Genomic DNA, 25,141 nt, shown 5'->3' with positions numbered 1-25,141 from the left:
CTTTCGGCGGCCGATGCCGGTTGACTATGAAACATGACCTTACTAGTCAACATTTAGATGAGTTTTTGAATCAACAAATTTTGGCACAGCCGCCGCACGTCGAAATTCCGCAGGCAGTGGGATGTACCGAAAAGACCCTGGCATATTGCCGCCAGGGGCTCCGCGCTCGTAAGCAGTGCCACCGACGGCGCACCGGCCCGTGCCCGCCGAAATACAGATGAAAGTCTCCGGTTCACCTCGATGATCAGACGCTTCCTTTCCTACTACGCCCCCTGGAAGGGGCTGTTCGCACTCGACTTCTCCTGCGCCGTGCTGGCCGGCCTGCTCGAGCTTGGCTTTCCGATGGCGGTGCGTTCTTTCGTCGACCAGCTTCTGCCACGGCAGGAATGGACGCTGATCATTGCCGCGGCGGTTGGCCTGCTGGCGATCTATCTGCTCAACACGGTGCTGATGGCGGTGGTCACCTATTGGGGCCATATGCTTGGCATCAACATCGAGACCGAGATGCGCCGAAAAAGCTTCGACCATCTGCAGAAACTGTCCTTCCGCTTCTACGACAACCACAAGACCGGGCATCTCGTCGGCCGCGTGACCAAGGATCTCGAGGAAATCGGCGAGATCGCGCATCACGGCCCCGAGGACCTGTTCATCGCCATCATGACCTTCATCGGCGCTTTCGCGCTGGTGTTCGTGGTCAACATCCCATTGGCGCTGGTCACCGTGGTGATCGTGCCTGTTATCGCCTGGGTGACGATCCGCTATGGCGAACGCATGGAGCGCAACTGGCAGGCGCTCTATGGCCGCGTCGGCGACTTCAACGTCCGCATCGAGGAGAATGTCGGCGGCATGCGCGTGGTGCAGGCCTTCGCCAATGAAGAGCATGAGCGCACGCTGTTCGCACGCGACAACCAGAACTATCGCCAGACCAAGCTCGATGCCTACCGGATCATGGCCGCGAGCAATTCACTGAACTACATGGGCATCAGGCTGATCCAGCTCGTGGTCATGATCGTCGGCAGCTATCTCGTCATCACCGGGAACCTCAGCAATGGCGGCTTCGTCGGCTTCCTGCTTTTGGTCGGCGTCTTTGTGCGTCCGATCGAGAAGATCAATTCGGTGCTCGAAACCTATCCCAAGGGCATTGCCGGCTTCCGGCGCTATACGGAGCTTCTGGACACCGAACCCGATATTGCCGACCGTCCCGGCGCCAAGGTTGTCGGCAATCTGAAGGGCGCCATAAAGTATCGCGATGTCGGCTTCGGCTATGGCGACGGCAAGCCGGTCCTGAAGGGTATAGACTTGACCATCCATGCGGGCGAGACCATCGCCTTCGTCGGACCGTCCGGCGCCGGCAAGACCACCATCTGCTCGCTTCTGCCGCGCTTCTATGAGGTGGACACCGGTCAGATAGCCATCGACGGCATCGACATTCACGACATGACGCTCGCCTCGCTGCGCGGCCAGATCGGCATCGTCCAGCAGGACGTCTTCCTGTTTGGCGGTTCGATTCGTGAAAACATCGCCTATGGCCGTCTCGGCGCATCCGACGAGGCCATCGCCGACGCCGCGCGGCGGGCCCAGCTCGACGGCACGATAGCCGGCCTGCCGGCCGGCTACGACACGATCATAGGCGAACGCGGCGTCAAGCTTTCGGGCGGCCAGAAGCAGCGGCTGGCGATCGCGCGCATGTTCCTGAAGAACCCGCCGATCCTGATCCTCGACGAAGCGACATCGGCGCTCGACACCCAGACGGAACGGGAAATCCAGAAGGCGCTGGCAGCGCTCGCCAAAGGTCGCACCACGCTGGTCATCGCCCATCGCCTGGCGACGATCCGTGGTGCCGACCGCATCGTCGTGGTGTCGGATTCAGGCATTGTCGAGCAAGGGTCGCACAGCGAACTGCTCCGCGCCGACGGCATCTATCGTCGCCTGCACGACGCGCAGCATCTTGCCCCTTCGCATTGACGCTACGGCACGCTTGCAACGCTCGTCCTGTGTCAGCCTCGGCTCTGGAAAGCGGATGATCTCAGATTGCTGAATGCGTCCCTTGCGCGTGGCGAGGCGCATAGGCCCCGGGCTGGAACGCATCGGCTTCACGGCGGACCAGCGAGTTGCGCAGCAAGGCGAGCGTTTCCCGGCCAACCGTGGCGATCTCGCGCGGCGTATCGACACCGGCGATCATGAATTCGTCGATCCCAAGCCCGGCATAGGCAAGCAGCGAAAGGGCGGCCTGTGCCGGTGGTCCTGAAACATCGACCGCCTTGTGGCCGGAGGCGGGAACGCCTTGGTGAATCCCGACCGGAAGCGCAAAGCGTAGCTTGCCCGCCCGACCGTGCTCGGCGGCGGCGCCGCGCGCCCGTTCCATAAGCCGCCGGACCTCGTCGATCGAGCCCGGCGCCAGTTCAAAGACATCAGCGTGGCGACCGGCGACCTTGAGCGCCGTTCCGGATTGCCCGCCCATGCGAATGGTCAAGCCGGCGCCGTGTGGCCCCTTGCGCGGCACATAACCGCCCTTGATGCTGTAGAAGGTGCCTTCATGGTCGAAGGGCCGGTCGTTCGACCACAGCCGCTTCAGCAAGACCAGATATTCGTCGATACGCTGCCAGACAACGGCATGACCGACGGGCCGCGTCTCCGCATCGTAGTCGTTGAGCGGCTCGCTCAGCATCCTGAGCGACAGGCGTCCGCCGCTTCTTGCACCGATCGAGGCAAGTTGCCGCGCCGCCACCGTCGGCTCGATCACGCCAGCCCAATGCGCGAGAATGACCTCCAGCGAAGAGGTGCGGTCCAGCACCTGGGCGGCAAGGTCCATGTTGGTCAGGAGCCCGGCCTGGTCGTCGACGACGATCCTGCGGAAACCGACGTCCTCGATCAGCGACAGCTTCGTCGCGGTTTCGGCAAAATCATAGAAGAAGGGCACGGTCGAAATGGTGCCGGCAGGATGAACTTTTCCGGGGACATGCGTGAACTCGATCGGCATTGCCATCTCCATCACGTTGGAATTATGCGTGCGGCAAATTCGAAGTTTGCATCGCGCCACACCGGGCGCACGAAAACGCACCGGGATTCGGTTCATTCAACTCCAATTACGCGGAAGCGGTAGGACGCTACCCTTGGCCCTGAATCCTGGGACTCAGGGAATGATGCCCAGGACAACAGCCCCGGTGAACACGAACGCAAGGGCAAAGACGATATAAGCGAAGGCACCGGCATAGGCCGGACGAAAGGTCTGGGCATTGGCCAGCCTCTGGGGGCCGCGATCAGTCTGAGCGTTCTGGGTATAGGACATAACGACCTCCGTCTCGGCCGTTAATCTATAAAACTTGTAGACTTTGTCGATTGCTATTTTTCGACCATTGTTGGAATGGATTTCCACCAATTGGCGATCCATTGGTATTTTCTACTACGTCACCACCAGAAAAACCCGGCCCGACCGATGCGAAATCCCAGCCATATCATCGACTTGCGAGGCGTTCAGGCCACGGGAGGTCAGCGGCCGGCAAGCAGATGCTTGATAAAAAGATTGAACAGTTCCGTCTGGCTGGAAATGTCGAGCTTGGCATAGATGTGCTTGCGGTGGATCTTCACCGTACCCTCGGCGATCTCCAGGATCCTGCCGATCGACATCGAGGAGTGGCCGCGCAGGATCAGGCTGACGATGCCTTGCTCGCGCCGCGTCAGGCGGGACGGCGCAAAGGTTTCGAATGCCTGCTCGACATCCTGGCCGGCGGGCTTGTGCGCGGGTTCGCTGTCCGACCCGGCTGGCGCCAGATGCTCCCAATGCCGTTGCGCCAGGCTCGTGACCATCGGCGCCGTCTGCCGCAGCCGTTCAAAGTCCTCGTCGCGAAAGGCCGGACTGGCGTTCGCCCGCAACAGGGAATAGGCGAGATAGAAGCTGCCCTGGACTGGGACGAGGAAGACGATCTCTTCGGCCAGCGTGCCTGACTCCATCGAAATGCATGGATGCACGTCGGGCGAATTGTAGTACTCGCCCTCGAAGAAAGCGTCCGGCGCCAGGTCAGCCAGGCGGTGCAGCCCTTGCGGCGTGCGCCGCGTACAGGCCGAATAAACAGCATCGAGAAGATAGGTGCCGTTGAGATAATTGGCCATGATCTGGCTCGAGGACACAGCGCCAAGCCCGTCATGCAGGAACATTGGCCGGTTGCGGCCAGGATAGGCGAACACGCAGCTGAGATCGAAGGGGGCGACCGCCCGCAACGCGCGATCGAGCCCTTCGGCAAATCCTTGTTTCCCAATCAGCGACACCAGCTCCGGCAAAGCCTCGTGCCAGTCCGCCAGCGCCGACATCCGTCCCATCCTGCCTCCCCCGCCTTAGCATCCTGCACCCGGCGCCGCGCGCCCGACATATCTCCTTGGGGGTATATACGCCGATGACCGGCTCTTGAACTATCCCCCCATCGCAAGGGGCGAAGCGGACACGCTTTGCCGCAACGAAGGGGCACAGCAATGACAGAACAAGCCATGGACCGCAGGGCGGGCGGCGTCACCTACCAGACCGTTGACAAGCAGTATTTCGAACAGCGTCAGTTGCAGCGCCATGCCGGCCTGTTCTCGCTGTGGATGATGGGCGTCGGCGCGGTGGTGGCCGGCGAGTATTCCGGCTGGAACATCGGCCTGGCGCAAGGCGGCTTCGGCGGCATGCTGCTGGCCGCGCTGATCATCGGCTTCATGTATATCTGCCTGTGCTGTTCGATCGGTGAGATGAGCGCGGCGTTGCCGCATACGGGCGGCGCCTATTCCTTCTCGCGCACCGCGCTCGGCCCCTGGGGCGGCTTCACCACCGGGCTTGCCGAGAACATCGAATTCGTGCTGGCGCCGGCCGCCAACATGTTCTTCATGAGCTCATACCTCGCCGCGATCTTCGGCACGCCGCAAAGCGCGCTGCCGCTTTGGTGGGTGGCCGGCTATGTCGTCATGCTCGGCCTGTCGCTGCGCGGCCTCGAACTGTCGATGAAGGTGGTCATCTACATCACCGTCGCGGCGATCGCCGTGCTTCTGTTCTTCTTCGTCGTCGCCATCCCGCATGTCGACTTCTTCAGATACGCCCTGAACATCGGCGCCGCGACTGACGGACCGGCCGCGCTGGCCGATGGCAACGGCCCCTGGCTGCCCTTCGGCTTTACCGGCGTCATGCTGGCCCTGCCCTTTGGCGTCTACATGTTCCTGGCCGTGGAACAACTGCCGCTGACGGCGGAGGAAGCGACGAACCCGACCCGCGACATGCCGCGCGCACTCATCCTGTCGATCGTGACGCTGATCGCGCTGGCGCTCGGCGTGCTGTTCTTCAGCGCCTCGATCCCGCACGGCGCGCATGCCATGGGCTCTTCCGGCGAGCCGCTGCTCGACGGCTTCCGCACAATCTTCGGCGACGGCTGGGCCAAGCTTCTGGCTTCGGTCGCGGTGCTAGGCCTTGCCGCCAGCTTCTTCGCCGGCAGTTTTGCCTCGGGCCGCAACATCTATTCGCTGTCGCGCGCCGGCTATCTGCCGACAGGCCTGTCGGTGACCGGCGCCCGTACCAAGACCCCCAACAGGGCGCTCGCCGCCGGCTCGGCCATGGCGTTGTCGATGCTGCTGGTGGTCTGGTATCTCGGCGGCAACAACAACGTCGCCTTCATGGGCGGCTTCCTGGTCTCGATGATCGTCTTCGCCGGCATGGTTTCCTACATCCTGCAGAGCATCGCTTACCTGCGCCTGCGCACCCTCTATGCGTCAATTGCGCGGCCCTTCGTCAGCCCGCTCGGCAGGTTCGGCGCCTATGCCACGATCCTGATCTGCATCGTGACGCTCGCCTACCAGTTCTTCGATCCGCTTTATCGCTGGGCGGCGATCGCCGCAGCGGTCTGGTACGCGATCGGCCTGGCCTACTTCGGCTTCTATCGCCGCCACCGCCTGGTGCTGTCGCCGGAAGAGGAATTCGCCGTTTCAGGTGGCTCGCTTGGCCATCCGAAACGCGAGGGATAGCATCGCCATATCATCGAAGACGAAAAGTCGCTGAAAACAGGACGGGAGTAAAAGCATGGGCGAAAGACTGGCCGGCAAGGTCGCCATCATTTCGGGCGGCGCGACGGGAATGGGTGGCGCGGCGTCGGAGCTGTTCGCGGCCGAGGGCGCCAAGGTGGCGATCATCGACCGCAACGGCGATGCGGCAGCAGCCACTGCGGCGGCGATACGCGCGCGGGGGCACGTAGCTGAACACTGGGTGGCCGACGTCTCCGACGAGGCGCAGGTCGAGGCGGCGGTGAAAGCGGCAACCGAAAAACTCGGTCCGGTCACCGTCCTGTTCAACCACGCCGGCACCATCGTCATCAAGCCGTTCCTGGAAACGACAGTCCAGGAATGGGACTGGCTGCATGCCGTCAATGTGCGCTCGATGTTCCTGATGACGCGCGCCATACTCCCCGGCATGATCGCGGCGGGCGGAGGCTCTATCGTCTGCACCTCGTCGATCTCGGCGGTGGCGGCGACGCCGATGGAGGTGCTCTACGACACCACCAAGGGCGCCTGCCACATGTTCGCCCGCGCCATCGCCGTCGAGTTCCGCGACCGCAACATCCGCTGCAACGCCGTCTGCCCCGGCTTCATCCGCACGCCGCACGGCCTGCGTGAGGTCGCCGATCTCGGCAAGCTCGGCGTCGACGTTTCCGATGCGGCTTTGGCCGCGCAGCAGGGTCGTATCGGCGAACCGGAAGAGGTGGCGAAGGCGGCGCTTTACCTGGCCAGCGACGAGGCCAGTTTCGTCAACGGCGCACATCTGTTCGTGGACAATGGCTTTACGGCGATGTGAGGCCCTCCCAGGGACAGCCTGGCGCCCTTCCTCTACCCCGTCGATCGGGGGAGAGGTGTCGAGCGCAGCTCGACGGAGTGGGGGTCGACGCTTGGCGCGGTGCAGGAAGATTCTTGCGCCTTGGTCCCCTTTCAATATCCGTTGGCGACGGTTGCCGGGTGGTTCCCCCACTCCGTCGCTGCTTCGCAGTGCCACCTCTCCCCCCTCTGGAGGGAGAGGAAAGGACATCAAGTCCTGCTCGTCTACCGCTCCTCACGCCTGAACGGCTTGAGCAGTGCCGATGGCGCCACCGCGTTGCGCGACATGACAGCCATGGCAACAATGGTGAAGATGAAAGGCAGCATCAGGAACGCCTCATAGGGGACGTGCCCGAGGCCGCTCGCCTGCATGCGCAGTTGCAAGGCATCGACAAAGGCAAACAGCAGCGCGGCCCCCGCCGAGCGCCACGGGTCCCAGCGGCCGAAGACGACCAGCGCGATCGCCACCCAACCGCGTCCGGAAACGACGCCGAAGGTAAAGGCGTTGAACTGCGCCATCGACAGGAAGGCGCCGGCCAACCCCATCAGCGCACCGCCAAGGATCACCGCCTGGAAGCGCGTGGCAATGACGCTGACACCGGCTGAATCGGCGGCGCGGGGGTTTTCGCCGACCATGCTCACCGACAGCCCCCATGGCGTGCGGTAGAGCACGAAGGCGGCGAGCGGAATGGCACCGATCGCCATGTAGACCAGCGCAAACTGGTTGAACACCGCGGGTCCGAGCACCGGAATGTCGGAGAGGATGGGTATCGGCAGCGTCTGGAAACCCTTGATGCTCGGCGGCACCGATTGCTGGCCGAAGATCAGCCGGTAGAGGAAATAGGCGAGGCCCGACGAGAACAGCGTGACGCCGATGCCGCAGACATGCTGGCTGAGGCCCAGCGCAACCGTGAACAGCGCGTGCAGCGCGCCCATCAGCATGCCGGTCAGCACGGCGACGAGCACGCCTAGCCACAGGCTGCCGCTGAGGCTGGTGGCGGTGAAGCCGGTCATGGCCGAGAGCAGCATGATGCCTTCAATGCCGAGATTAAGCACGCCGGCCCGTTCGGAGAACATTTCGCCGAGCGTGGCGAAAGCCAGCGGCGTGGCGATGCGGATGATGGCGGCGAGGAAGCCGACCTGGAAGATCTGTTCGAACACCGCGCTCATCATGCGGCTCCGACGCGGCGGATGCGATAGGCGGTGAACAGCAGCGCCACCAGCATGGCAAGCAGCGCCGTGCCCTGGATGACATCGCTGAGGAAGGCCGGAACGCCGGTTGCCCGCGACATCGCCTCGGCCCCGGTCATGACTGCGGCCAGGAAGATCGCCGCCGGCACCACACCCAGCGGGTTGAGCCGCGCCAGCATGGCAACGACGATGCCGGAATAGCCGTAGCCCGGCGAGATGTCGCTCATCACCTGGAAATGCACGCCGCCGACTTCGCCGACGCCGGCGAGCCCCGCCAGCGCGCCCGACAGCAGCGCGGTCGAGATCAGCACGCGCTCAACGTTGATGCCGGCATATCTAGCGGCTTCGGGATTCTCGCCGGTAACCCTGATCCTGAAACCAAGCGTGGTGCGCACCATCAGGAACCAGATCAACGGCGCGGCGATCAGCGCCACCACCACGCCGAGATGCAGCCGCGTGCCTTCGATCAGCACCGGGAAATTCGCCGAATCCTCGATCGGCGGCGAGATCGGATAACCGCTGAAACTGTCCTTCCACGGCCCTTCGATCAGCGCCATCAGCGCATAGTAGATGACCGAATTGAGCAGCAGCGAGCTGACGACGTCATCGACCTTGAATTTTACCCGCAACGTCGCCGGGATGAGGGCGACCGCCGCACCAGCGGCGGCCCCGGCCACCGCCATCAACAGTATCGCGAGCGGGCCCGGCATCGGGATCGTTCCGACAAAGCAACTGGCAACCGCGCCGGCAAGTAACTGCCCCTCGGCGCCGATGTTCCAGAATTTTGCCCGGAAGGCGACGGCCACCGCCAGTCCGGTGAAGATCATCGGTGCTGCACGCACCATCGTCTCTGTGATGGCATAGCTGTCGCCGAGCGAGGCCGTGAACATCACGCCATAGGCATCGATGACACCGGCGCCGGCCAGCGCGATGAGCCCGCTGCACAGGATAAGCGTGGCCGCGATCGCCAGCAGCGGCAAAGCCAGATTGAACCAGGCGGGCGTTGACGTCCGGACTTCCAGGCGAAACATCAGCTGTGGCCCTCCGCCCCGGTCATCATCAACCCCAGTCGAGCGATCGTCGCATCGGCGCTGTCCAGCGTGCCGACGATGCGGCCCTCATACATCACCGCGATGCGGTCGCAGAGCACCAGCAGTTCTTCGAGATCCTCGCCGATGACGATGATGCCGCGGCCCTTGGTGCGCATGTCGAGGAACTTTTCGTGGATGAAACGGGCCGCACCGATGTCCAGCCCGCGCGTCGGCTGCGAGACGATCAGGACCTTTGGATCAAAGGCGAGCTCGCGCGCCAGAAGCGCCTTCTGCAGGTTGCCACCGGACAGCGCACCGGCGCGGGTCATCGGCCCGGGACAGCGAATGTCATAGGCCTTGATCTGGGCCTCGGCGAAGGCGCGGATGGCATCGGGCTTGAGCAGGCCCCTGCTGCTGAACGCGGCGGTGCCGATACGCGGCAGCACCATCGAATCGGCGAGCGGCAAATTGGTCACCAGCCCCGTCGTCATGCGGTCTTCCGGGATACGGCCCAAGCCCAGAGCCTGCACCTCGCGCGGCGAAAACCGCGACACCTTGCTGCCAGCAATCGTCATCTGGCCGGCATCGGGCGCGCGCACGCCGGAGATGACCTCCGCCAGCGCCCGCTGGCCATTGCCCGAGACGCCGGCAATGCCGAGGATCTCGCCGGCGCGGACGGCAAGCGATACATCGCGCAGCGGCATGCCCGAATGCCTTGAGGTGGAAATGCCGTCGAGCGTCAGCACCGCCGCACCCGGCGTCGATGGCCCTCTTGCCGGCGGCACGATCTCGTGGCCGCACATCAGTTGCGCCATGGCGGCGGATGTCGTGTTGGCGGGGATCGTCGACACGGCCCGCGACACGGCCATGCCGCAGAACCGTGCAGCGATGCGTCAGCGCCCGCACTTCATTGAGCTTGTGCGAGATGAAGATGATGCCGAGGCCCTGCGCCGCCATTGAGCGCAATGCCGAAAACAGCCCGTCGACCTCGCTCGGCGCCAGCACCGCTGTCGGTTCATCGAGGATCAGCAGTTTCGCACCGCGAAACAACGCCTTGACGATCTCGAGCCGCTGTTGCTCGCCGACCGACAGAGCCGAGACCGGAAGGTCGGGATCGAGCGTCAACCCATGCTGGCGGCCAATTTCGGCCAGCCGCGCGAGCCCACCGGCACGGTCGATCCGCCCCGATTTGCCGGGAATCCCGATCAAAAGGTTTTCCAGCACCGTCAGCCGTGGCGCGAGGTGAAAATGCTGGTGCACCATCCCAATGCCGGCGGCCAGCGCGTCGGCCGAACTGGTGATCCGCACCGGCTGGCCCTGGATGAGTATCTCGCCGGCGTCGGGCGCGTAGGCGCCGAACAGCACGTTCATCAGCGTCGTCTTGCCGGCGCCGTTCTCACCCAGCAGCCCGAGGATCTCGCCTGGCGCGACGCTAAGGTCGACGGCCTCGTTCGCCTTGACGGCGCCGAAGCTCTTGGTGATGCCGCGCATTTCGATGAGGGGGGCGGGCAAGGACAAGGATGCTCCTGATCGGAGTTGGCTTTGCGATTCAGCTTTGCTTGGTGGGGATGCGCTGCACCCCCCTCTGGCCTGCCGGCCATCTTCCCCTCAAGGGGGGAGATCAGCTCTCATTTCGGCTTTCGCCAATTTCTACGTCGAAGAAAAGTACCGCAGTGGAAGCTGCCAATCCCCCCTTGAGGGGGAGATGTCCGGCAGGACAGAGGGGGCGCCTAGCACCAACCTCTAAAGACCAGAACTCAATCCGAAACTGGCGTGTTCTCATCCACGTCGACGCGGAAATTGCCTTCCAGTATCTCGGCCTTCTTCTTCTCGACCAGATCCTTGACGTCCGCCGGCAGCGTCTTGTCGAACTTGTGGTAGGGCGCAAGGAACGAACCGCCCTTGGCCATGCGCGAGAAATCGCCATAGTCCTGCGCCGTGAAGACGCCGGCCTTGACCAGCTTGATCGCCTGCTCGACCGTCGGATACATGTCCCAGACCGGGCCGGTGATGACCGTATCCGGGCCAAGGCTCGACTGATCGGACATGTTGGAGATGGCGAGGATTTTCTTGTCCACCGCCGCCTCGATGACGCCGAAACGCTCGGCATAGATGACATCGACACCGGCGTCGATCTGCGCGACCGCGGCCTCCTTGGCCTTGGGCGGATCGAAGAAGGAGCCGATGAAGGAGACCTTCTTCTTGATGTTGGGATTGATCTCCCTGGCGCCGGCAAAGAAGGCGTTGACCAGCCGGTTCACTTCCGGGATGCCCATCGCCGCGACGGCGCCGACGGTGCCGCTCTTCGACATTTTCCCGGCGATCATGCCGGACAGATAGGCCGGCTCGTGGATCCAGTTGTCGAAGACGCCGAAATTGGGTTCCGCAGGCCCGGCGCCAGAACCGAACAGGAAGGCGGTCTTCGGAAACTGCTTGGCCGTGCGGCGGGATTCGCGTTCGGCGGCAAAGGCATCGCCCAGCACGAGTTCATAGCCGCCTTGCGCATATTCACGCATGACGCGGCTGAAATCGGCCGTCTGCACCTTCTCCGACCATTTGTATTCGATGCCAAGTTCCTTCTGGGCCTTCAGCAGCGCGACATGGACCTGGTTGTCCCATGGCTCTTCGATCGGCGTGGCGAAGATCGCGGCCACCTTCAGCTTCTTGCCCGCCGCGAAGGCCGCGCCCGGCAACATCGCCGCCGCCACGCCAAGCGCGCCGAGTTCCAGCACGTTGCGGCGCGAGAGCCCCTTCGACTGTATTGTATTCTTCCGGTTTTCCATTGATTGCCCCTCTGTTTGACTGCCGTGTCGAGCCGGCTGTTCTCTATCAGACAAGGAACTATGGAACGGGTCTGGACTTTTGTCCACATGGTCAAATTTGAGAGTGCCGGATTGCGGCCACTCTTCTGCAGGGGGTGGCCGCTTCGTTATCTTGTCAGCCGGCTAGTAGATGGCTTTTGCTCAAACTCGTTCGAGTCCGATCGCAATGCCCTGGCCAACACCGATGCACATTGTGGCCAGTGCATAGCGGCCACCCCGCTCACGAAGCTCCAGCGCAGCCGTGCCGGATATGCGCGCCCCCGACATGCCCAAGGGATGACCGAGCGCGATGGCGCCGCCATTCGGGTTGACGTGCCCGGCATCCTCGGCAATGCCGAGCTGGCGCAGCACGGCGATGCCTTGCGAGGCAAAGGCTTCGTTGAGCTCGATGACATCGAACTGTTTTGGCGTCAGGCCAAGCCGCGCGCAAAGCTTCTGCGTCGCAGGCGCCGGGCCGATGCCCATGATGCGCGGCTCGACACCAGCGGCAGCACCACCAAGGATGCGGGCGATCGGCGTCAGGCCGTATTTCTTCACCGCCGCTTCCGAAGCAACGATCAGTGCCGCCGCCCCGTCATTGACACCGGACGCATTGCCGGCCGTCACGGTGCCGCCCTGCCGGAATGGCGTCGGCAATTTGGCCAGCGACTCGACCGTGGTGCCGGCACGAGGATGCTCATCCGTCGAGACGATGACAGCATCGCCCTTGCGCTGCGGGATCGTCACTGGCGTGATTTCCTTGGCCAGCCGGCCATTGGCCTGTGCCGCGACCGCCTTGTCCTGGCTGCGCACGGCAAAGGCGTCCTGGTCGGCGCGCGACACCGAAAAATCCTCGGCGACATTCTCGCCGGTCTCCGGCATGGAATCGACGCCATACTGCTTCTTCATCAGCGGGTTGACGAAGCGCCAGCCAATGGTGGTGTCATGGATCTCGGCATTGCGCGAAAACGCCGTGTCGGCCTTGGGCATGACGAAGGGCGCGCGGCTCATCGATTCGACGCCGCCAGCGATCATCAGTTCGGCTTCCCCGGCCTTGATGGCGCGCGCCGCGATGGTCAGCGCATCCATGCCGGAGCCGCACAGCCTATTGATGGTCGAGCCCGGAATCTCCTTCGGCAGCCCGGCCAGCAGCAGCGCCATCCTAGCCACATTGCGGTTGTCCTCGCCAGCCTGGTTGGCGCATCCATAGACGAGATCATCGACCGCCTGCCAGTCGATGCCCGGATTGCGCTCGACCAGCGCCTTCAGCGGGATAGCGCCGAGGTCGTCGGCACGCACAGAAGACAGCGAACCGCCGAAGCGGCCGATGGGCGTGCGGATGTAGTCGCAGATATAGGCCTCGGCCATGTCAGGCAGCTTTCTCTTTTCCGGTTCCTTCATGCGCCGCCTTGGTGCGGGCCTGCAGGTCGCGCAATGTCTTCAGTTCGAGTTCGCTTGGCGCCGGTGTTTCGTCAAGCGCCTCCGCGAACTTTACAACCCAGCCACAGGTCTCCTGCACCTGCTGGCGTGTAACGCCCGGATGCAGCGACACGACCGTGAATTCCTTGGTCACAGGGTCCGGCTTCCAGATAGCGAGATCCGTGATCAGCAAGGTCGGACCGGCGGTGTCGATGCCAAGTCGCTTGCGATGATCGCCGCCCTCGCCATGGCCGAAGGAGGTGAAGAAGTCGATCTTCTCGACCATGCCGCGCCTGGTCTGCGCCATGGTGATGTAGATCTCCTTCGACGACGTAGCGATCTCCGGCGCGCCGCCGCCGCCGGGCAGCCTGGTCTTGGGATGAAAATAGTCGCCGATGACCGTGGTGTTGATGTTGCCGAACTTGTCGAGCTGCGCCGCACCCAGGAAGCCGATCGAGATGCGGCCACCCTGCAGCCAGTACCGGAACATCTCCGGCACCGCGACGGTGGTAATGGCGGTTTCGCACAATTCGCCATCGCCGATCGACAGCGGCAGCACTTGCGGAGCGGTACCGATCGTGCCGCTCTCATAGATCAGCGTGATATCGGGCCCATGCGTCAGCCGCGCCACATTGCAGGCGGCGGACGGCGCGCCGATACCGACGAAGCAGACATCGTCATTCCCCAGCGCGCGGCTGGCGGCGATCGTCATCATCTCGTTGGGGGTGAAGCCCAAGGGGTTGTGATTGTCGCTCATGCCGTTTTCCTCAGATGCTCGACTCTATCAGGGAAATCGTCGGCGCTCTTCTCCATGACGTTCACCTGCATCCACGCCTGGAATTTTTCCCGATCGGCGGCGATCTCGTCCCATTCCAGATACGCGGCATTGTCACGCGCATAGTAGCCATGCGCGTAGGATGGATGGGAGCCACCGGGCACGACGGATATCGCTGATATCGTCCAGCGCGGCAGCACGGTGAGGTTGGGATGCAGGTCGTCGAAATTGTCGACCATTTCCTCCACCGTCACCACCGCGCGCTTGGCCGCCAGCACCGCTTCCTTCTGGATGCCGATGATGCCCTCAACCAGCACATTGCCTTTCCGGTCCGCCTTCTGCGCATGAATGAAGGTCACATCAGGCCGGATCGAGGGGACGGCGGCCAGGACCTCGCCGGTGAACGGGCATGTGATCGATCTGATGTTGGGATTGACCGCCGCCAGCCCCGCGCCGCGATACCCCCGGAACACGGCGCATGGCAGGCCGGCGGCACCGGCTTCATAGGCATTGGCCATGCCGGCGTGGCTGTGCTCCTCGATCTCGAGCGGACGCGGAAAACCGTTCTCGATGGCGTCGCGGGCGCGCCGTAGCAGGCCGACGCCGGGATTGCCGACATAGGAGAAGACAATCTTCTTCGCCATGCCCATGCCGATCATCTGGTCGTAGATCAAGTCCGGCGTCATGCGGATCAGCGTCAGGTCGCGAAAACCCTGGCGGATCGCCTCATGCGCCGCCGCCGTCGGGATCAGATGGGTGAAGCCCTCGAAGGCAACGGTGTCGCCATCCTTGAGATTCTCGGCAACGGCCTCTTTGAGCGGCAGGAACTTGACCATCCAACATGCTCCGGGATTCAAGATGTTCGTATTGCGAACATATGTTTTGTATGCGATACTTTCTACGTTGAATGGAAGCGCGGAGTCAATCCTGGCGACGATGCCCACGCCTCGGAGGCGAGATGGACGAAGAAGCCGCTACCCGTGACCATGTCGGCTCGCTTGAGCGCGGCCTTGCCGTCATGGAGATATTGGCCCGGCATCCCTCGGGCATGACGCTGACCGAAATGGCTGACGAAGCCGGCCTGACCCGCGCCGGCGCCCGGCGCTTCCTGCTGACGCTGGTCGCCACCGGCTATGCGACGCAAGCCGGTCGCGTGTTTTCACTGTCGCCGCGCCTGCTGACGGTTGCCCGCACATGGCTCGGCGGCGCCTCGCTGTGGACCTTCGCCGCGCCCATCATGCGCGTGGTTGCCGCGCAGCTGAACGAGGCCTGCTCGGCGGCCATTCTTTCAGGTCAGGATGTCGTCTATGTCGCGCGCATCCCGGGCCGCCGCATCCTCAGCGTCTCGCTCGATGTCGGCACCAGGCTGCCCGCCTATTGCACCTCGATGGGGCGGATCCTGCTTGCTGGGCTGACATCTGCGGAACTCAACACATTTCTCGACCAGGCGGCGATCGAGAGACGAACGCCGAAGACGATCACCGACATCAGGCTGCTGGCCGAAGCCATCGGCAAGGCGAAGACGGACGGTTTCGCCATCGTCGACGAGGAGCTGGAACTCGGCCTGCGCTCGATCGCCGTGCCGATCCGCGACCGCGCCGAACGCACGGTCGCGGCCATCAATGTGTCGACGCAGTCGGCGCGGTTTTCGGTCGCGGAGATGGAAAAGGAAATTCTGCCGGCGCTGCTTGAGGCCAGGCAGCGGATTGAAGACTTCTTTGTGGTTTAGTCAGGCTTTAAGGCGCCCTTGGAGCAACCAATTCTCAACTTCAGCGCCGCCCCTCATTGCCCTGCCGGGCATTTCTCCCCGTAAACGGGGCCGTAACGCCGGCATTCCTTTTGCAACGCTGGCGATTGGCGAAATCGCCAAAGACAGCGCCCCTCGCCCCGTTTACGGGGAGAGGATGCCGGCAGGCAGGTGCGTAGCCGCGCTGCACTCTCCCTCAGTGCTTGATCCTGTCCCGCATCGCGTACCACAACATCCCCAGCACATAGAGCGGACCGCGCAGCGCCGTGCCGCCGGGGAACGGCATCGGGGTCAGAGTCGAGAACAAATCGAGCCGCGAGGGATCTCCCGTGATGGCTTCGGCCAGCAGCTTGCCCGACAGCGTCGACAGGATGACACCCTTGCCGGAATAGCCATGCGCGAAATAGACCTCGCCATAGTGCCCGACATGCGGCAGCCTGGACGTCGTCACCGAGACCAGCCCGCCCCAGGCATGGTCGATGCGGCAGCCCTGGAGTTGCGGAAAGGTGGCTTCCATGTGCGGCCGCACGAAGCCGGCAATGTCGGCCGGCGGCGACGGCGTGTAGCGCTCGCCGCCGCCGAACAGCAGGCGGCCATCCGCCGACATGCGGTAGTAGTTGACGACGAAACGCGTATCGGACACCGCGACATTGGCCGGGATGACATTGCGCTTGCCCTCCAGCGGCTCGGTGGCGACGATGTAGTTGCCGACCGGCATGATGCGGCTGTTGACGCGCGGCTCCAGCCCGTGGAGCAGCGCATCACCCGCCAGCACGACATGCTTGGCCCGGACCGAACCCTTGGCCGTCGAGACCCGGATTGAAGGCTCGCGCTCCAGTTTCACCGCCACCGAGTTCTCATAAATGGTGACGCCGGCAGCTGTGGCGGCGCGGGCAAGGCCCAGCGTGTAGTTGAGCGGATGCATGTGGCCGCCAAGCGGTTCGTACATCGCGCCATGATAGGGCGTGTCGACCTTGCCGCGGGCATCCGCCGCCGACAGGATCTCGACGTCCCGAAATCTCATCACGCTCTCGAGGCACTTGGCCTCGTCTTCCAGATCCTTGAGGTCGGAGCCGTTGACCGCGCCGACCAGATGACCGGTCAGCCTCAGATCGCAATCGATGGCATGGCGCTCGATGATATCGAGCACCAGGCCGCGTGCCTCGAAGGCAAGATCGAACAGCGCCTTCGCCCGTTCGGGCCCGTAGAGCTTGACCAGCCCCTTCGCGCCCTTGCGCAGGCCGGGGATCATCTGGCCGCCATTGCGGCCCGATGCGCCCCAGCCGATCTTGCCGCCTTCGAGCAACACCACTTTCAGGCCGCGCTGGGCGGCGTGGAGGGCGGCGGACAGGCCGGTACAGCCGCCGCCAACCACCACCAGGTCGGCTTCGACATTACCGGCAAGCGCCGGATGGGCCGGCGCCGGATTGGCGGTGGCGACATAATAGGATTTGCCGATATCGAGACCGGAATTGAAGCCTGTTGAGGGTGCCATGGTCACACCTTCAGCAGCAGGTGGTCGCGTTCCCAACTCGTCACCACGCCCTGGAACAGGTCGAGTTCGACGCTCTTGACGCGCAGATAGGTCTGGAAGAAGTCCTCGCCGAGCAGTGCTCGCACCGGGTCACAAGCCTCGAAACGATCGAGCGCCTCCTCCATGGTCTTCGGCAGCGTACTCTTGATCTTGTAGGCATTGCCCGACGCCTCGGCCGACCGTGCCAGCTTCTGCTCGACGCCGAGATAACCAGCGAGAAGCGAGCCGGCGATCGCCAGATAGGGATTGGAATCGGCGCCCGGCAGCCGGTTCTCCACCCGACGCGCGGCGCGGCCGCCGGCCGGCACGCGCAACCCACAAGAACGATTGTCATGCGACCACTCGATATTGGCCGGCGCGCTGTGGTTCGGCCGGATGCGGCGGAACGAATTCACGTTCGGCGCAAACAGCGGCATGATTTCGGGAACATATTTCTGCAGGCCACCGATGAAATGACCGAACATCTCGGTGTCGGCATCATCAGCGCTGGCAAACAATGTGTTGCCGGCCTCGTCGATGACCGACATGTGCAGATGCATCGAGCTGCCGGCCTGCGCCGCGATCGGCTTGGCCATGAAGGTGGCATGCATGCCGCATTGCTGCGCGGCCTGGCGTGTCATCCGCTTGAACAGCAGCACCTTGTCGGCCAGCGGCAGAGCGTCGCCATGCAGGAAGTTGATCTCCAGCTGTGCGGTGCCCGATTCATGGATGAGCGTGTCGAGCGGCAGCCCGGCCGCCGCCGCATAGTCATAGATACGCCGGATCACCGGCTCGAATTCCTCGAGCGCCGCCATGTCATAGGGATGCTGCACGGTTTCAGTGCGGCCATTGGCGCCGACCGGCGCGGTTAGCGGCTGGTCGGGATCGGGGTTGGGCGCGGTGAGATAGAATTCAAGCTCCGGCGCCACCACGGCCCGCCAGCCGCGCTGACGGTAGAGATCGAGCACGGCCCGCAGCACATGGCGCGGCGAGGCCATCCACGGCCGGTCGTCGTCCATATGAAACGCGTCGGCAAAGACATAAGCTCTACCCGCGCCGGCGCCGGGCGCCAGGCAGAGCGTCGAGACATCCGGCACCATGCGCATGTCCGGGTCCGAATAAGCAAAACCCTCGTCGATCGAGCCGGAGTAGCGGCCATCGATGCTGACGAGGAAGGCGCTGCTCGGCAGGTAGAGCGCGCGGTCTTTCAGCGCCTGCAGGAATTTGGCCGTCGGCAAGGCCTTGCCGCGCAGAACGCCGTTCATGTCCGGCACCAGGCATTCGACCTCGGTGATGCCGCGCTGGGCCAGCCAGGCCTTGGGATCGTTGCCATTGAAGAGCGAGGTATTCGTGTTTTTATCAAGCATTTCGTTCATGTCCGTATCAAAGAGAGTATGGCTTGCGCGGCCACATCCGTTCCAGGTTTCAGCGCCATCTGGGCTGCATTGTCCCTGAGGCGGGCGCGCATGGCATCGTCGGCCAGCAGGCCGAGAATGGCTCTCTCCAGTACTCCTTCGGTCCAGCTGTCGCGGCCGATATGGTCGCCAACGCCGGTCTCTCCCGCGCGTTGCGCATTGTCGTGCCCATCCCAGCAATAGGGCATGATCAGCGACGGCACGCCGAAGCGCAGCGCCTCGCAAAAACTGTTGTTGCCGCCGTGATGGATGAACAGGTCCGATTTCGCCACCACCGACGGCTGCGGAAACCAGGCGTCGAGATAGACATTGTCGGGCACCGCGCGGTAGGCGTCGCGCAGGCCGCCGGCATTGACGATGAAGCGGGCCGGCAGCCTGTCGAAGACGGCGAGCATGCGCTCGATCAGGCCGACATCCATGGCGCCGAGACTGCCGAAGCTCATATAGACCAGCGGCCCCTTGTTGCGCGGAAACACCGGCACCTCGAAGGGCCCTTCCGAACGCACGCAGCCTTCGAGATAGACGAAGCGATCCGGGTCGAGCGGCTTGGCGCGCTCGCGGCGCACGATCGCCGGCGTCAGCAGCAGATTGAGGTCGGGCGATGTCTCGAGGAACAGGCCCTTGGGCAATGGCGCCAGGCCGGCATCCGTCCGGAAGCGGTTGAAGCGGTCATGCGCCGGCGCCGACGCCGCCAGATAGCGGGCCTCGAACGCCGCGCGCTGCGGGTCATCAGCGCCAAGCCCCGACAGATAGGGTGGCACGTCAGCGTCCGGCAACTCCGTCTCGGCGCAGGAGACGACGCGCACCCACGGACAGCCGGCGGTAGCGATCGCCGGGAACATGATGACATTGTCGAGCACCACCGCGTCCGGCTTCAGCCGCGCCAGCAATTGGCGCAAAGGCGCCTCGGCATTGACGGCGGTGTCGACGATGGCTTGCCAGGTCGGCGCGACATAGGTTTCGAGCTGGTCGATCGGGCTCAGCCTGAAATGCGGCAGGTGCCGGCGCACGAAGGCCTGCCAGTAGCTCTGGCGCTCGCTATCGGTCAGCGGGTCGTCGGTCGGCAGCTGGTATTCCTGGAAACCATAGTCGGCAAAGACGCCGGAAAAACCGGCATGGCAGATGAAGACGGGCCGGGCGCCCCCGGCGCGCAACGCCTGCGCGATGCCGACGCAATTCAACGCCGCGCCGAAGCTTGCTTCGGGAAACAGCGCGATGGTCGGGCTGGCTTTACGCGTCAATTAATCCTCTTCATTCCGGCCGGCTGATCATGCCGAACAGCGCGGGGGCGCCGCGACTGGCCGCTTGCGGTCTCTGGCTGCGGGAGAGCCGCAGATGGATGCGAAGCAGGTCGGCAGCCACCTCATACTGCCGGCTTTCGAGATGGTCGAGTATGTTCAGGTGTTCGCGCAGTGATTGTTTCAACCGGAAGACGTTGACGCCGGCGTAGATGCCCGGCATCCGGCGCAGCCTGAGATGATCGGACAGCGCGTCGGTGATGAAGCGGTTGGCGCAGCCCTCGGCGATCATGCCGTGAAAGTCGATGTCGAGCCGCTGGAACTCGCGCGTGTCGAACGCGGCGTCCGGCAGTGCCGCCACCGCCTCCATGCCCTGGCGCAATACCGCTGCCCGCGCGCCGTCCAGCCGGAAGCCGGGCGTCAGGATGGCCGCCGGCTCCAGCAGCAGCCTGAACTCATAGCTTTCGCCTTGCGCCTCGGGATCATCGGGCGCGCGCCGAAACAGCCAGGATTGGCCGGGCGCACGGTCCAGAAGATTCTCTTCCGTCAGTTTATTAAGCGCTTTTAATACCGTCTTTCGCTCGGCACTGTAGCGCCGCATCAATCCCGCGACGGTTACCGTCTGGTCCAGCCGCCGCGCCGAGCGGTCGCGCAGGATCGCCTCGGCGAGTTCGTCTTCCTCGGCGGCAGGCAGTTCGGCGGCAACAGAAGGCTGCGCGGCGAGATCGATGGCCAGGTGATAACCGCTATCCGCCTCCCAGCGCACGACGCCCTGCTCCGCGAGCAGGCCGAGTGCCGCCCGCACCGGCGTGCGCGAGACATTGCAAAGCGACGCGATCTGCTGCTCGGGCAGGCGTGCGCCGGGCTCGAAACCCCGCTGCCGCGCCACATCCAGGATGCGCTGCGCCAGGTCGAGATGGTTGGTGCGAGGTCGTCGGGCTGCGGCTTGCATGACTGGTCTCGTGAACGGCATGACCTTCATCGTTGACCGATAAGCCTCACGGAGGCAATCGACCAGATTCCTCGGCCAGTTTTCAAATTATGGATTGACGTACTTTTTTCTGCAATAGTACTGTGTGTGCAATCGGCAATAAAAAGACCGAGGGAACAGGATCGCAGCAGCGGCATAGGTCGCGCCGGTCCAACAAGAATTCGACGATCAACCGAATGGGAGTCTGTCATGACCGCTACCAGCCTGCGGCGCCGTGCGCTGAGAACGTCCTCGCTCGCTCTCGGCCTCGCCTGGGCGCTGTCCGCGCCGGCGATGGCCGCCGACCTCGTCATTTCCAACTGGGATGGCTACATGGCGCCCGACGCCATGGCCGCCTTCAAGACCGCGACCGGTGTTTCCGGCGAAGTGGTCGTGCACGCCACCAATGAAGAGATCATGGGCAAGCTCATCGCCGCCGGCGGCAAGGGTTATGACGTGGTCTTCGTTTCCTCGCCCTTCGCCGAGGTGCTGAACAAGCTTGGCCTGACCGAGCCGATGGACCACGCCAAGATCCCCAATCTCGCCAACCTCTATCCGGAAGCGACCAAGCTGCCGCACGATGTCGGCAACACCTTCTCCGTGCCCTATACCTGGGGCACGACGGGCCTTTGCTACCGCTCGGACCTGGTGAAGGTGGCGCCGACGAGTTGGAGCGACCTGCTGGCGCCTTCCGACGAGTTGAAGGGCAAGACCACCATGCTGGCGACCGACCGCTGGCTGCTGGCCGCCGGCCAGCTCGACAAGGGTTTTTCGGTCAACGAGACCGATCCGGCCAAGCTCGCCGAGGTCAAGGACCTGCTGATCTCCGCCAAGAAGACCCTGCTCGCCTATGACGACACCACCTTCTATTCAAAACTGGTCTCCGGCGAGGCTCTGATGGTGCAGGCCTGGGACGGCTGGTGCAACTACGGCATCGCCGAGAAGCCGGAGATCAAATACGTCATCCCGAAGGAAGGCTCGGACCTGTGGGTCGACACGATGGTGGTGATGAAGGCTTCCGAACACAAGGATGACGCCTTCAAGTTCGTCAACTTCATGCTCGACGCCAAGAACCACGCCTGGGCGGCGCAGAACATCGACTACAAGGTGCCGAACAAGCCGGCGATGGAAAGCCTTCCCGCCGATTTCCTGGCCAAGTTCCCGAACATGGCGATGCCTGTGGCCGACCTCGTCAAGTTCGAGCAACTGCGCGACGTCGGCGAAGCCCAGCGCGACTATTCGAAGATCGTCAGCGAGATCAAGGCCGCGCAGTAAGGCGGCAGTTCCATCAGCATCCTGGAAGTAAGCTTGCGTCCCTTCGCGCCCCCCTCTGCCCTGCCGGGCATCTCCCCCTCGAGGGGGGAGATTGGCTGTGGCATTGCCTTAGCCAACCTTCAACGCAGCAGGGTGAACGGTACGTTGAGGCTGCCGATCTCCCCCGTTGAGGGGGAGATGCCCGGCAGGGCAGAGGGGGGCATTTCGTGAAGCACCTGCTCTCCCGTTCCTCCCTGCTGATGGCCCCGGCGCTGGTCTGGCTGACCGCGCTGATGGTAATCCCATGCGCGCTGGTGCTGGCACTCGCCTTCTTCCGGCGCGGCATCTATGGCGGCATCGACTACACATTCACGCTGGAGAATTTCGGGCTGGTCTTCGACCCGCTCTATGCCGGCATCTTCCTCAATTCGGCACGCATCGCCGGCACGGCCACCCTGATCGCGGTGGTGATCGGCTATGCCGCCGCCTATGCGATATCAGCGGCCCCGCGCCGCTGGCAGCCGGTGTTCCTGTTCTTCGCCGTGCTGCCCTTCTGGTCCAACTACCTGATCCGCACCTATGCCTGGATCGTGCTGCTCAACCGCGAAGGCCTGATCACCCAGCTGCTGCGTTGGTTCGGCTACACCGGCGAGCCGCCATCGATGCTCTACACCGAGGGCGCGGTCATCGCCGGCCTCGTCTACAACTACCTGCCCTTCGTCATCCTGGCCTGTTACGCGCCGCTGTCGCGGCTCAACCCGGAGCTCGCCGAGGCATCGCGCGATCTCGGCGCCTCCGCCGTCACCACCTTCCGCCGTGTCATCCTGCCGCTGACGGTGCCCGGCATCGCCGCCGGCGCGGTCTTCGTCTTCGTGTTGTCGATCGGCAATTTCGTCACCCCCGCCCTGCTCGGCGGCGGCCGCTTCCAGATGATCGGCAATCTCGTCTACGACCAGTTCCTGACCGCCAATGACTGGCCGTTCGGCGCGGCTCTGGCCATGGCGCTGATCGCCATCATGCTCCTGGTGCTGATGGCGCAGGCATTGGCCGCAGATCGCGCCTCGGGGCAGGCGGCCGAGGCCAAAGGCAACGCCGATGGCTGAGCGCTCCCCTGCCAAGCGGCGCGCGCTCTGGTTCGTGCTCGGCCTCGTCTTCGCTTTCCTCTACATCCCGATCGCCGTGCTGGTGGTCCTGTCCTTCAATGAAGGCGGACTGCCGACGGCATGGTCTGGCTTTTCACTGAGATGGTATGTCTCGCTCGCCCACAATTCCGCGATCCTGTCGGCCGGCCTCAACACGCTGATCGTGGCGCTGGTCTCGACAGCAATCGCCACGCTGCTCGGCACGCTGCTGGCGATCGGCGTCGAGATGCGCCGGCAGTATGGCAGGGGGCTCGAGGCGCTGATCTTCGCACCGATGATCATTCCCGACATCGTGCTGGCGATCGCGCTGCTGTCGTTCTTTTCCATGATAACCTGACCACGGGCCTGCACACCATCATCCTCGCCCATGTCGTCTTCAACCTCGCCTTCGTCTGTTCGGTGGTGCGCGCCCGACTGAAGAGTTTCGACTGGTCGATCGTCGAGGCCTCCGCCGACCTCGGCGCCTCCGCCATCACTACCTTCCGGCGCGTGACATTGCCGGTCATTGCGCCGGCCGTCATCGCCGGCGCGCTACTTGCCTTCACGCTCTCGGTCGACGAATTCATCATCGCCTTCTTCACATCCGGCGCCGGCCGCGCCTCGACCACGCTGCCGATGCAGATCTACGCCATGATCCGCTTCGGCATCACTCCGGAAATCAACGCGCTGGCGACCATCGTCATGGCCGTTTCCATCACCGCGCTCACCCTTTCGCAGCGCCTGAACCGTGGGATTGTGGGCCAATGAGCGAACCGCGAACGCTGCTCGCCATCGATCATGTGTCGAAGAATTTCGGCAGGGTCACCGCCGTCGACGGCATCTCGCTGGATATCCGCGAGAACGAGTTCTTCGCGCTGCTTGGACCATCGGGCTGCGGCAAGACCACGCTGTTGCGCATGCTGGCCGGCTTCGAGACGCCAAGCGATGGCCGCATCCTGCTCGACGGCCATGACATAGCCCGGACACCGCCCAACAAGCGGCCGGTCAATCTGATGTTCCAGTGCTACGCGCTGTTCCCGCATATGAGCGTGCGGGCCAACGTTTCCTACGGCCTGGAAATGGAGCGTTTGCCGGCTAAGGAAATCCACTCCCGCGTCGACGCCATCCTGGCGACGACCGAGCTTGTCCCTTTCGCCGACCGCAAGCCGGAGCAATTGTCGGGAGGCCAGAAGCAGCGTGTCGCCTTGGCGCGTGCCTTGGTCAAGCGGCCCCGGCTGCTGCTGCTCGACGAGCCGCTCGGCGCGCTCGACAAGAAACTGCGCGGCGCGATGCAGCTCGAACTCAAACGTCTGCAGCACGAGGTCGGCATCACCTTCGTCATCGTCACCCATGACCAGGAGGAATCGCTGGTCATGGCCGACCGCATGGCGGTGCTGAAGGACGGCAAGCTCTTGCAATGCGACACGCCGCACGCGGTCTATGAACATCCGGCCGACCGTTTCGTGGCCGACTTCATCGGCGTCATGAACTTTGTTCCGGGCAAAGCCACCCCCGATGGTGTCGTTGGCACGAATGGAGCGGAGATCGCCGGCAAGGTTCCCGCCACGCTCGTATCAGGTGCGCAGGCAGTGGCCTCGGTGCGGCCCGAGCGCATCCGCTTGTACCCATCGGACGGAACCAAGAACCGCACGACCGGTCGGGTCGAGGCATTGGCCTATCAGGGGCTCGACCTGCAGCTGCATGTCCGCACGCCGCTGTCATCAAAACCGTTCCTGGTGCGCGTCACCGCCGATGCCGCCGACCGCCGGCCAGTATCGGCTGGCGACCAGGTCGAACTCGGCTGGGATGCCGCCGACGTCAGAATATTCGCAGAGTGAGGAGAA

20 protein-coding genes and 2 pseudogenes are annotated in these 25,141 nt (G+C 63.8%); 8 read left to right on the top strand and 14 right to left on the bottom strand.

The window, feature by feature from the left end; translation table 11 throughout:
- Positions 1-240 precede the first annotated feature (240 nt).
- Entirely contained in the window at positions 241-1,965 is a 1,725-nt protein-coding gene (locus LGH82_RS20980; RefSeq protein WP_227344554.1) for an ABC transporter ATP-binding protein, read from the top strand.
- 61 nt (positions 1,966-2,026) lie between these two features.
- On the opposite strand, the gene LGH82_RS20975 is transcribed toward LGH82_RS20980, so the two are convergent.
- The 3 genes from LGH82_RS20975 to LGH82_RS20965 form a co-directional block, all read right to left on the bottom strand.
- Complete coding sequence (locus tag LGH82_RS20975; RefSeq protein ID WP_227344553.1) at positions 2,027-2,980, bottom strand: LLM class flavin-dependent oxidoreductase; 954 nt, start codon at positions 2,978-2,980, stop codon at positions 2,027-2,029.
- A 153-nt stretch (positions 2,981-3,133) separates the two neighbouring features.
- Positions 3,134-3,391 carry a hypothetical protein gene (locus LGH82_RS20970; protein WP_227344552.1) on the bottom strand — a complete coding sequence of 86 codons (258 nt, stop codon included), beginning with the start codon at positions 3,389-3,391 and terminating at the stop codon, positions 3,134-3,136.
- Positions 3,392-3,489: 98 nt separating this feature from the next.
- Entirely contained in the window at positions 3,490-4,308 is an 819-nt protein-coding gene (locus LGH82_RS20965) for a helix-turn-helix transcriptional regulator (RefSeq protein ID WP_227344551.1), read from the bottom strand.
- 174 nt (positions 4,309-4,482) lie between these two features.
- Here LGH82_RS20965 and LGH82_RS20960 point away from each other — a divergent pair, with 174 nt between their 5' ends.
- The gene (locus LGH82_RS20960) at positions 4,483-5,982 is read left to right on the top strand and encodes an amino acid permease (RefSeq protein WP_227349652.1); all 1,500 of its coding nucleotides are present in this window, start codon (positions 4,483-4,485) and stop codon (positions 5,980-5,982) included.
- 55 nt (positions 5,983-6,037) lie between these two features.
- A complete protein-coding gene (locus tag LGH82_RS20955) occupies positions 6,038-6,805 on the top strand; it encodes an SDR family NAD(P)-dependent oxidoreductase (protein WP_227344550.1) in 768 nt (255 codons plus the stop codon).
- 242 nt (positions 6,806-7,047) lie between these two features.
- Here LGH82_RS20955 and LGH82_RS20950 read toward each other — a convergent pair whose 3' ends face one another.
- The 7 genes and pseudogenes from LGH82_RS20950 to LGH82_RS20920 all read right to left on the bottom strand — a co-directional run bounded on the left by LGH82_RS20950 (position 7,048) and on the right by LGH82_RS20920 (position 14,875).
- On the bottom strand, positions 7,048-7,992 hold the full coding sequence (locus LGH82_RS20950; protein WP_227344549.1) for an ABC transporter permease: 945 nt from the start codon (positions 7,990-7,992) through the stop codon (positions 7,048-7,050).
- On the bottom strand, positions 7,992-9,044 hold the full coding sequence (locus LGH82_RS20945; RefSeq protein ID WP_227344548.1) for an ABC transporter permease: 1,053 nt from the start codon (positions 9,042-9,044) through the stop codon (positions 7,992-7,994). Before LGH82_RS20945 ends, LGH82_RS20950 begins: the two co-directional genes overlap by 1 nt.
- Positions 9,044-10,556, bottom strand: a pseudogene (locus LGH82_RS20940) (ABC transporter ATP-binding protein). Before LGH82_RS20940 ends, LGH82_RS20945 begins: the two are co-directional and overlap by 1 nt.
- A gap of 245 nt (positions 10,557-10,801) precedes the next feature.
- Positions 10,802-11,827 (bottom strand): BMP family protein, encoded by a 1,026-nt coding sequence (locus tag LGH82_RS20935; RefSeq protein WP_227344547.1) that lies wholly within the window; start codon positions 11,825-11,827, stop codon positions 10,802-10,804.
- A 180-nt stretch (positions 11,828-12,007) separates the two neighbouring features.
- Positions 12,008-13,213: a 3-oxoadipyl-CoA thiolase gene (gene pcaF, locus LGH82_RS20930; protein WP_227349651.1), complete on the bottom strand. Its 1,206-nt coding sequence runs from the start codon at positions 13,211-13,213 to the stop codon at positions 12,008-12,010.
- A 1-nt stretch (position 13,214) separates the two neighbouring features.
- The gene (locus LGH82_RS20925; RefSeq protein WP_227344546.1) at positions 13,215-14,021 is read right to left on the bottom strand and encodes a CoA-transferase subunit beta; all 807 of its coding nucleotides are present in this window, start codon (positions 14,019-14,021) and stop codon (positions 13,215-13,217) included.
- A complete protein-coding gene (locus tag LGH82_RS20920; RefSeq protein ID WP_227344545.1) occupies positions 14,018-14,875 on the bottom strand; it encodes a CoA transferase subunit A in 858 nt (285 codons plus the stop codon). The genes LGH82_RS20925 and LGH82_RS20920 overlap by 4 nt, the downstream gene beginning before the upstream one ends.
- A gap of 122 nt (positions 14,876-14,997) precedes the next feature.
- On the opposite strand from LGH82_RS20920, the gene LGH82_RS20915 reads away from it, so the two are divergent.
- Positions 14,998-15,768 carry an IclR family transcriptional regulator C-terminal domain-containing protein gene (locus tag LGH82_RS20915; RefSeq protein ID WP_227344544.1) on the top strand — a complete coding sequence of 257 codons (771 nt, stop codon included), beginning with the start codon at positions 14,998-15,000 and terminating at the stop codon, positions 15,766-15,768.
- Positions 15,769-15,982: 214 nt separating this feature from the next.
- Here the strand turns inward: LGH82_RS20915 and LGH82_RS20910 are convergent, their stop codons facing one another.
- The 4 genes from LGH82_RS20910 to LGH82_RS20895 are packed head-to-tail and all read right to left on the bottom strand — an operon-like array spanning position 15,983 to position 20,904.
- Positions 15,983-17,281 carry an NAD(P)/FAD-dependent oxidoreductase gene (locus LGH82_RS20910; RefSeq protein ID WP_227344543.1) on the bottom strand — a complete coding sequence of 433 codons (1,299 nt, stop codon included), beginning with the start codon at positions 17,279-17,281 and terminating at the stop codon, positions 15,983-15,985.
- Positions 17,282-17,283: 2 nt separating this feature from the next.
- Positions 17,284-18,666, bottom strand: coding sequence for a glutamine synthetase family protein (locus LGH82_RS20905; protein WP_227344542.1), 1,383 nt, complete (start codon positions 18,664-18,666; stop codon positions 17,284-17,286).
- A gap of 5 nt (positions 18,667-18,671) precedes the next feature.
- A complete protein-coding gene (locus LGH82_RS20900; RefSeq protein ID WP_227344541.1) occupies positions 18,672-19,955 on the bottom strand; it encodes a glycosyltransferase in 1,284 nt (427 codons plus the stop codon).
- A gap of 10 nt (positions 19,956-19,965) precedes the next feature.
- Complete coding sequence (locus LGH82_RS20895; protein ID WP_227344540.1) at positions 19,966-20,904, bottom strand: GntR family transcriptional regulator; 939 nt, start codon at positions 20,902-20,904, stop codon at positions 19,966-19,968.
- 228 nt (positions 20,905-21,132) lie between these two features.
- Here LGH82_RS20895 and LGH82_RS20890 point away from each other — a divergent pair, with 228 nt between their 5' ends.
- From LGH82_RS20890 to LGH82_RS20870, 4 genes and pseudogenes are all read left to right on the top strand, one after another.
- Positions 21,133-22,197: a spermidine/putrescine ABC transporter substrate-binding protein gene (locus tag LGH82_RS20890; protein ID WP_227344539.1), complete on the top strand. Its 1,065-nt coding sequence runs from the start codon at positions 21,133-21,135 to the stop codon at positions 22,195-22,197.
- Between the two features lie 239 nt (positions 22,198-22,436).
- A complete protein-coding gene (locus tag LGH82_RS20885) occupies positions 22,437-23,279 on the top strand; it encodes an ABC transporter permease (protein WP_227349650.1) in 843 nt (280 codons plus the stop codon).
- A pseudogene (locus tag LGH82_RS33515) lies at positions 23,272-24,065 on the top strand (ABC transporter permease). The gene LGH82_RS20885 and the pseudogene LGH82_RS33515 overlap by 8 nt, the downstream one beginning before the upstream one ends.
- Entirely contained in the window at positions 24,062-25,135 is a 1,074-nt protein-coding gene (locus LGH82_RS20870; protein ID WP_227344537.1) for an ABC transporter ATP-binding protein, read from the top strand. Before LGH82_RS33515 ends, LGH82_RS20870 begins: the two are co-directional and overlap by 4 nt.
- Positions 25,136-25,141 lie beyond the last annotated feature (6 nt).

It is taken from the genome of Mesorhizobium sp. PAMC28654 (genome assembly GCF_020616515.1).
GTDB lineage: Bacteria > Pseudomonadota > Alphaproteobacteria > Rhizobiales > Rhizobiaceae > Mesorhizobium.
This window is presented reverse-complemented; position numbering and strand designations above follow the sequence as displayed.

Excerpts from the sequence above, each read along its gene's own strand:
- LGH82_RS20980 (WP_227344554.1), top strand. The coding sequence starts at position 241 with ATGATCAGACGCTTCCTTTCCTACTACGCCCCCTGGAAGGGGCTGTTC.
- LGH82_RS20975 (WP_227344553.1), bottom strand. The coding sequence starts at position 2,980 with ATGCCGATCGAGTTCACGCATGTCCCCGGAAAAGTTCATCCTGCCGGC.
- LGH82_RS20970 (WP_227344552.1), bottom strand. The coding sequence starts at position 3,391 with ATGGATCGCCAATTGGTGGAAATCCATTCCAACAATGGTCGAAAAATA.
- LGH82_RS20965 (WP_227344551.1), bottom strand. The coding sequence starts at position 4,308 with ATGTCGGCGCTGGCGGACTGGCACGAGGCTTTGCCGGAGCTGGTGTCG.
- LGH82_RS20960 (WP_227349652.1), top strand. The coding sequence starts at position 4,483 with ATGGACCGCAGGGCGGGCGGCGTCACCTACCAGACCGTTGACAAGCAG.
- LGH82_RS20955 (WP_227344550.1), top strand. The coding sequence starts at position 6,038 with ATGGGCGAAAGACTGGCCGGCAAGGTCGCCATCATTTCGGGCGGCGCG.
- LGH82_RS20950 (WP_227344549.1), bottom strand. The coding sequence starts at position 7,992 with ATGAGCGCGGTGTTCGAACAGATCTTCCAGGTCGGCTTCCTCGCCGCC.
- LGH82_RS20945 (WP_227344548.1), bottom strand. The coding sequence starts at position 9,044 with ATGTTTCGCCTGGAAGTCCGGACGTCAACGCCCGCCTGGTTCAATCTG.
- LGH82_RS20935 (WP_227344547.1), bottom strand. The coding sequence starts at position 11,827 with ATGGAAAACCGGAAGAATACAATACAGTCGAAGGGGCTCTCGCGCCGC.
- pcaF (WP_227349651.1), bottom strand. The coding sequence starts at position 13,213 with ATGGCCGAGGCCTATATCTGCGACTACATCCGCACGCCCATCGGCCGC.
- LGH82_RS20925 (WP_227344546.1), bottom strand. The coding sequence starts at position 14,021 with ATGAGCGACAATCACAACCCCTTGGGCTTCACCCCCAACGAGATGATG.
- LGH82_RS20920 (WP_227344545.1), bottom strand. The coding sequence starts at position 14,875 with ATGGTCAAGTTCCTGCCGCTCAAAGAGGCCGTTGCCGAGAATCTCAAG.
- LGH82_RS20915 (WP_227344544.1), top strand. The coding sequence starts at position 14,998 with ATGGACGAAGAAGCCGCTACCCGTGACCATGTCGGCTCGCTTGAGCGC.
- LGH82_RS20910 (WP_227344543.1), bottom strand. The coding sequence starts at position 17,281 with ATGGCACCCTCAACAGGCTTCAATTCCGGTCTCGATATCGGCAAATCC.
- LGH82_RS20905 (WP_227344542.1), bottom strand. The coding sequence starts at position 18,666 with ATGCTTGATAAAAACACGAATACCTCGCTCTTCAATGGCAACGATCCC.
- LGH82_RS20895 (WP_227344540.1), bottom strand. The coding sequence starts at position 20,904 with ATGCAAGCCGCAGCCCGACGACCTCGCACCAACCATCTCGACCTGGCG.
- LGH82_RS20890 (WP_227344539.1), top strand. The coding sequence starts at position 21,133 with ATGACCGCTACCAGCCTGCGGCGCCGTGCGCTGAGAACGTCCTCGCTC.
- LGH82_RS20885 (WP_227349650.1), top strand. The coding sequence starts at position 22,437 with ATGGCCCCGGCGCTGGTCTGGCTGACCGCGCTGATGGTAATCCCATGC.
- LGH82_RS20870 (WP_227344537.1), top strand. The coding sequence starts at position 24,062 with ATGAGCGAACCGCGAACGCTGCTCGCCATCGATCATGTGTCGAAGAAT.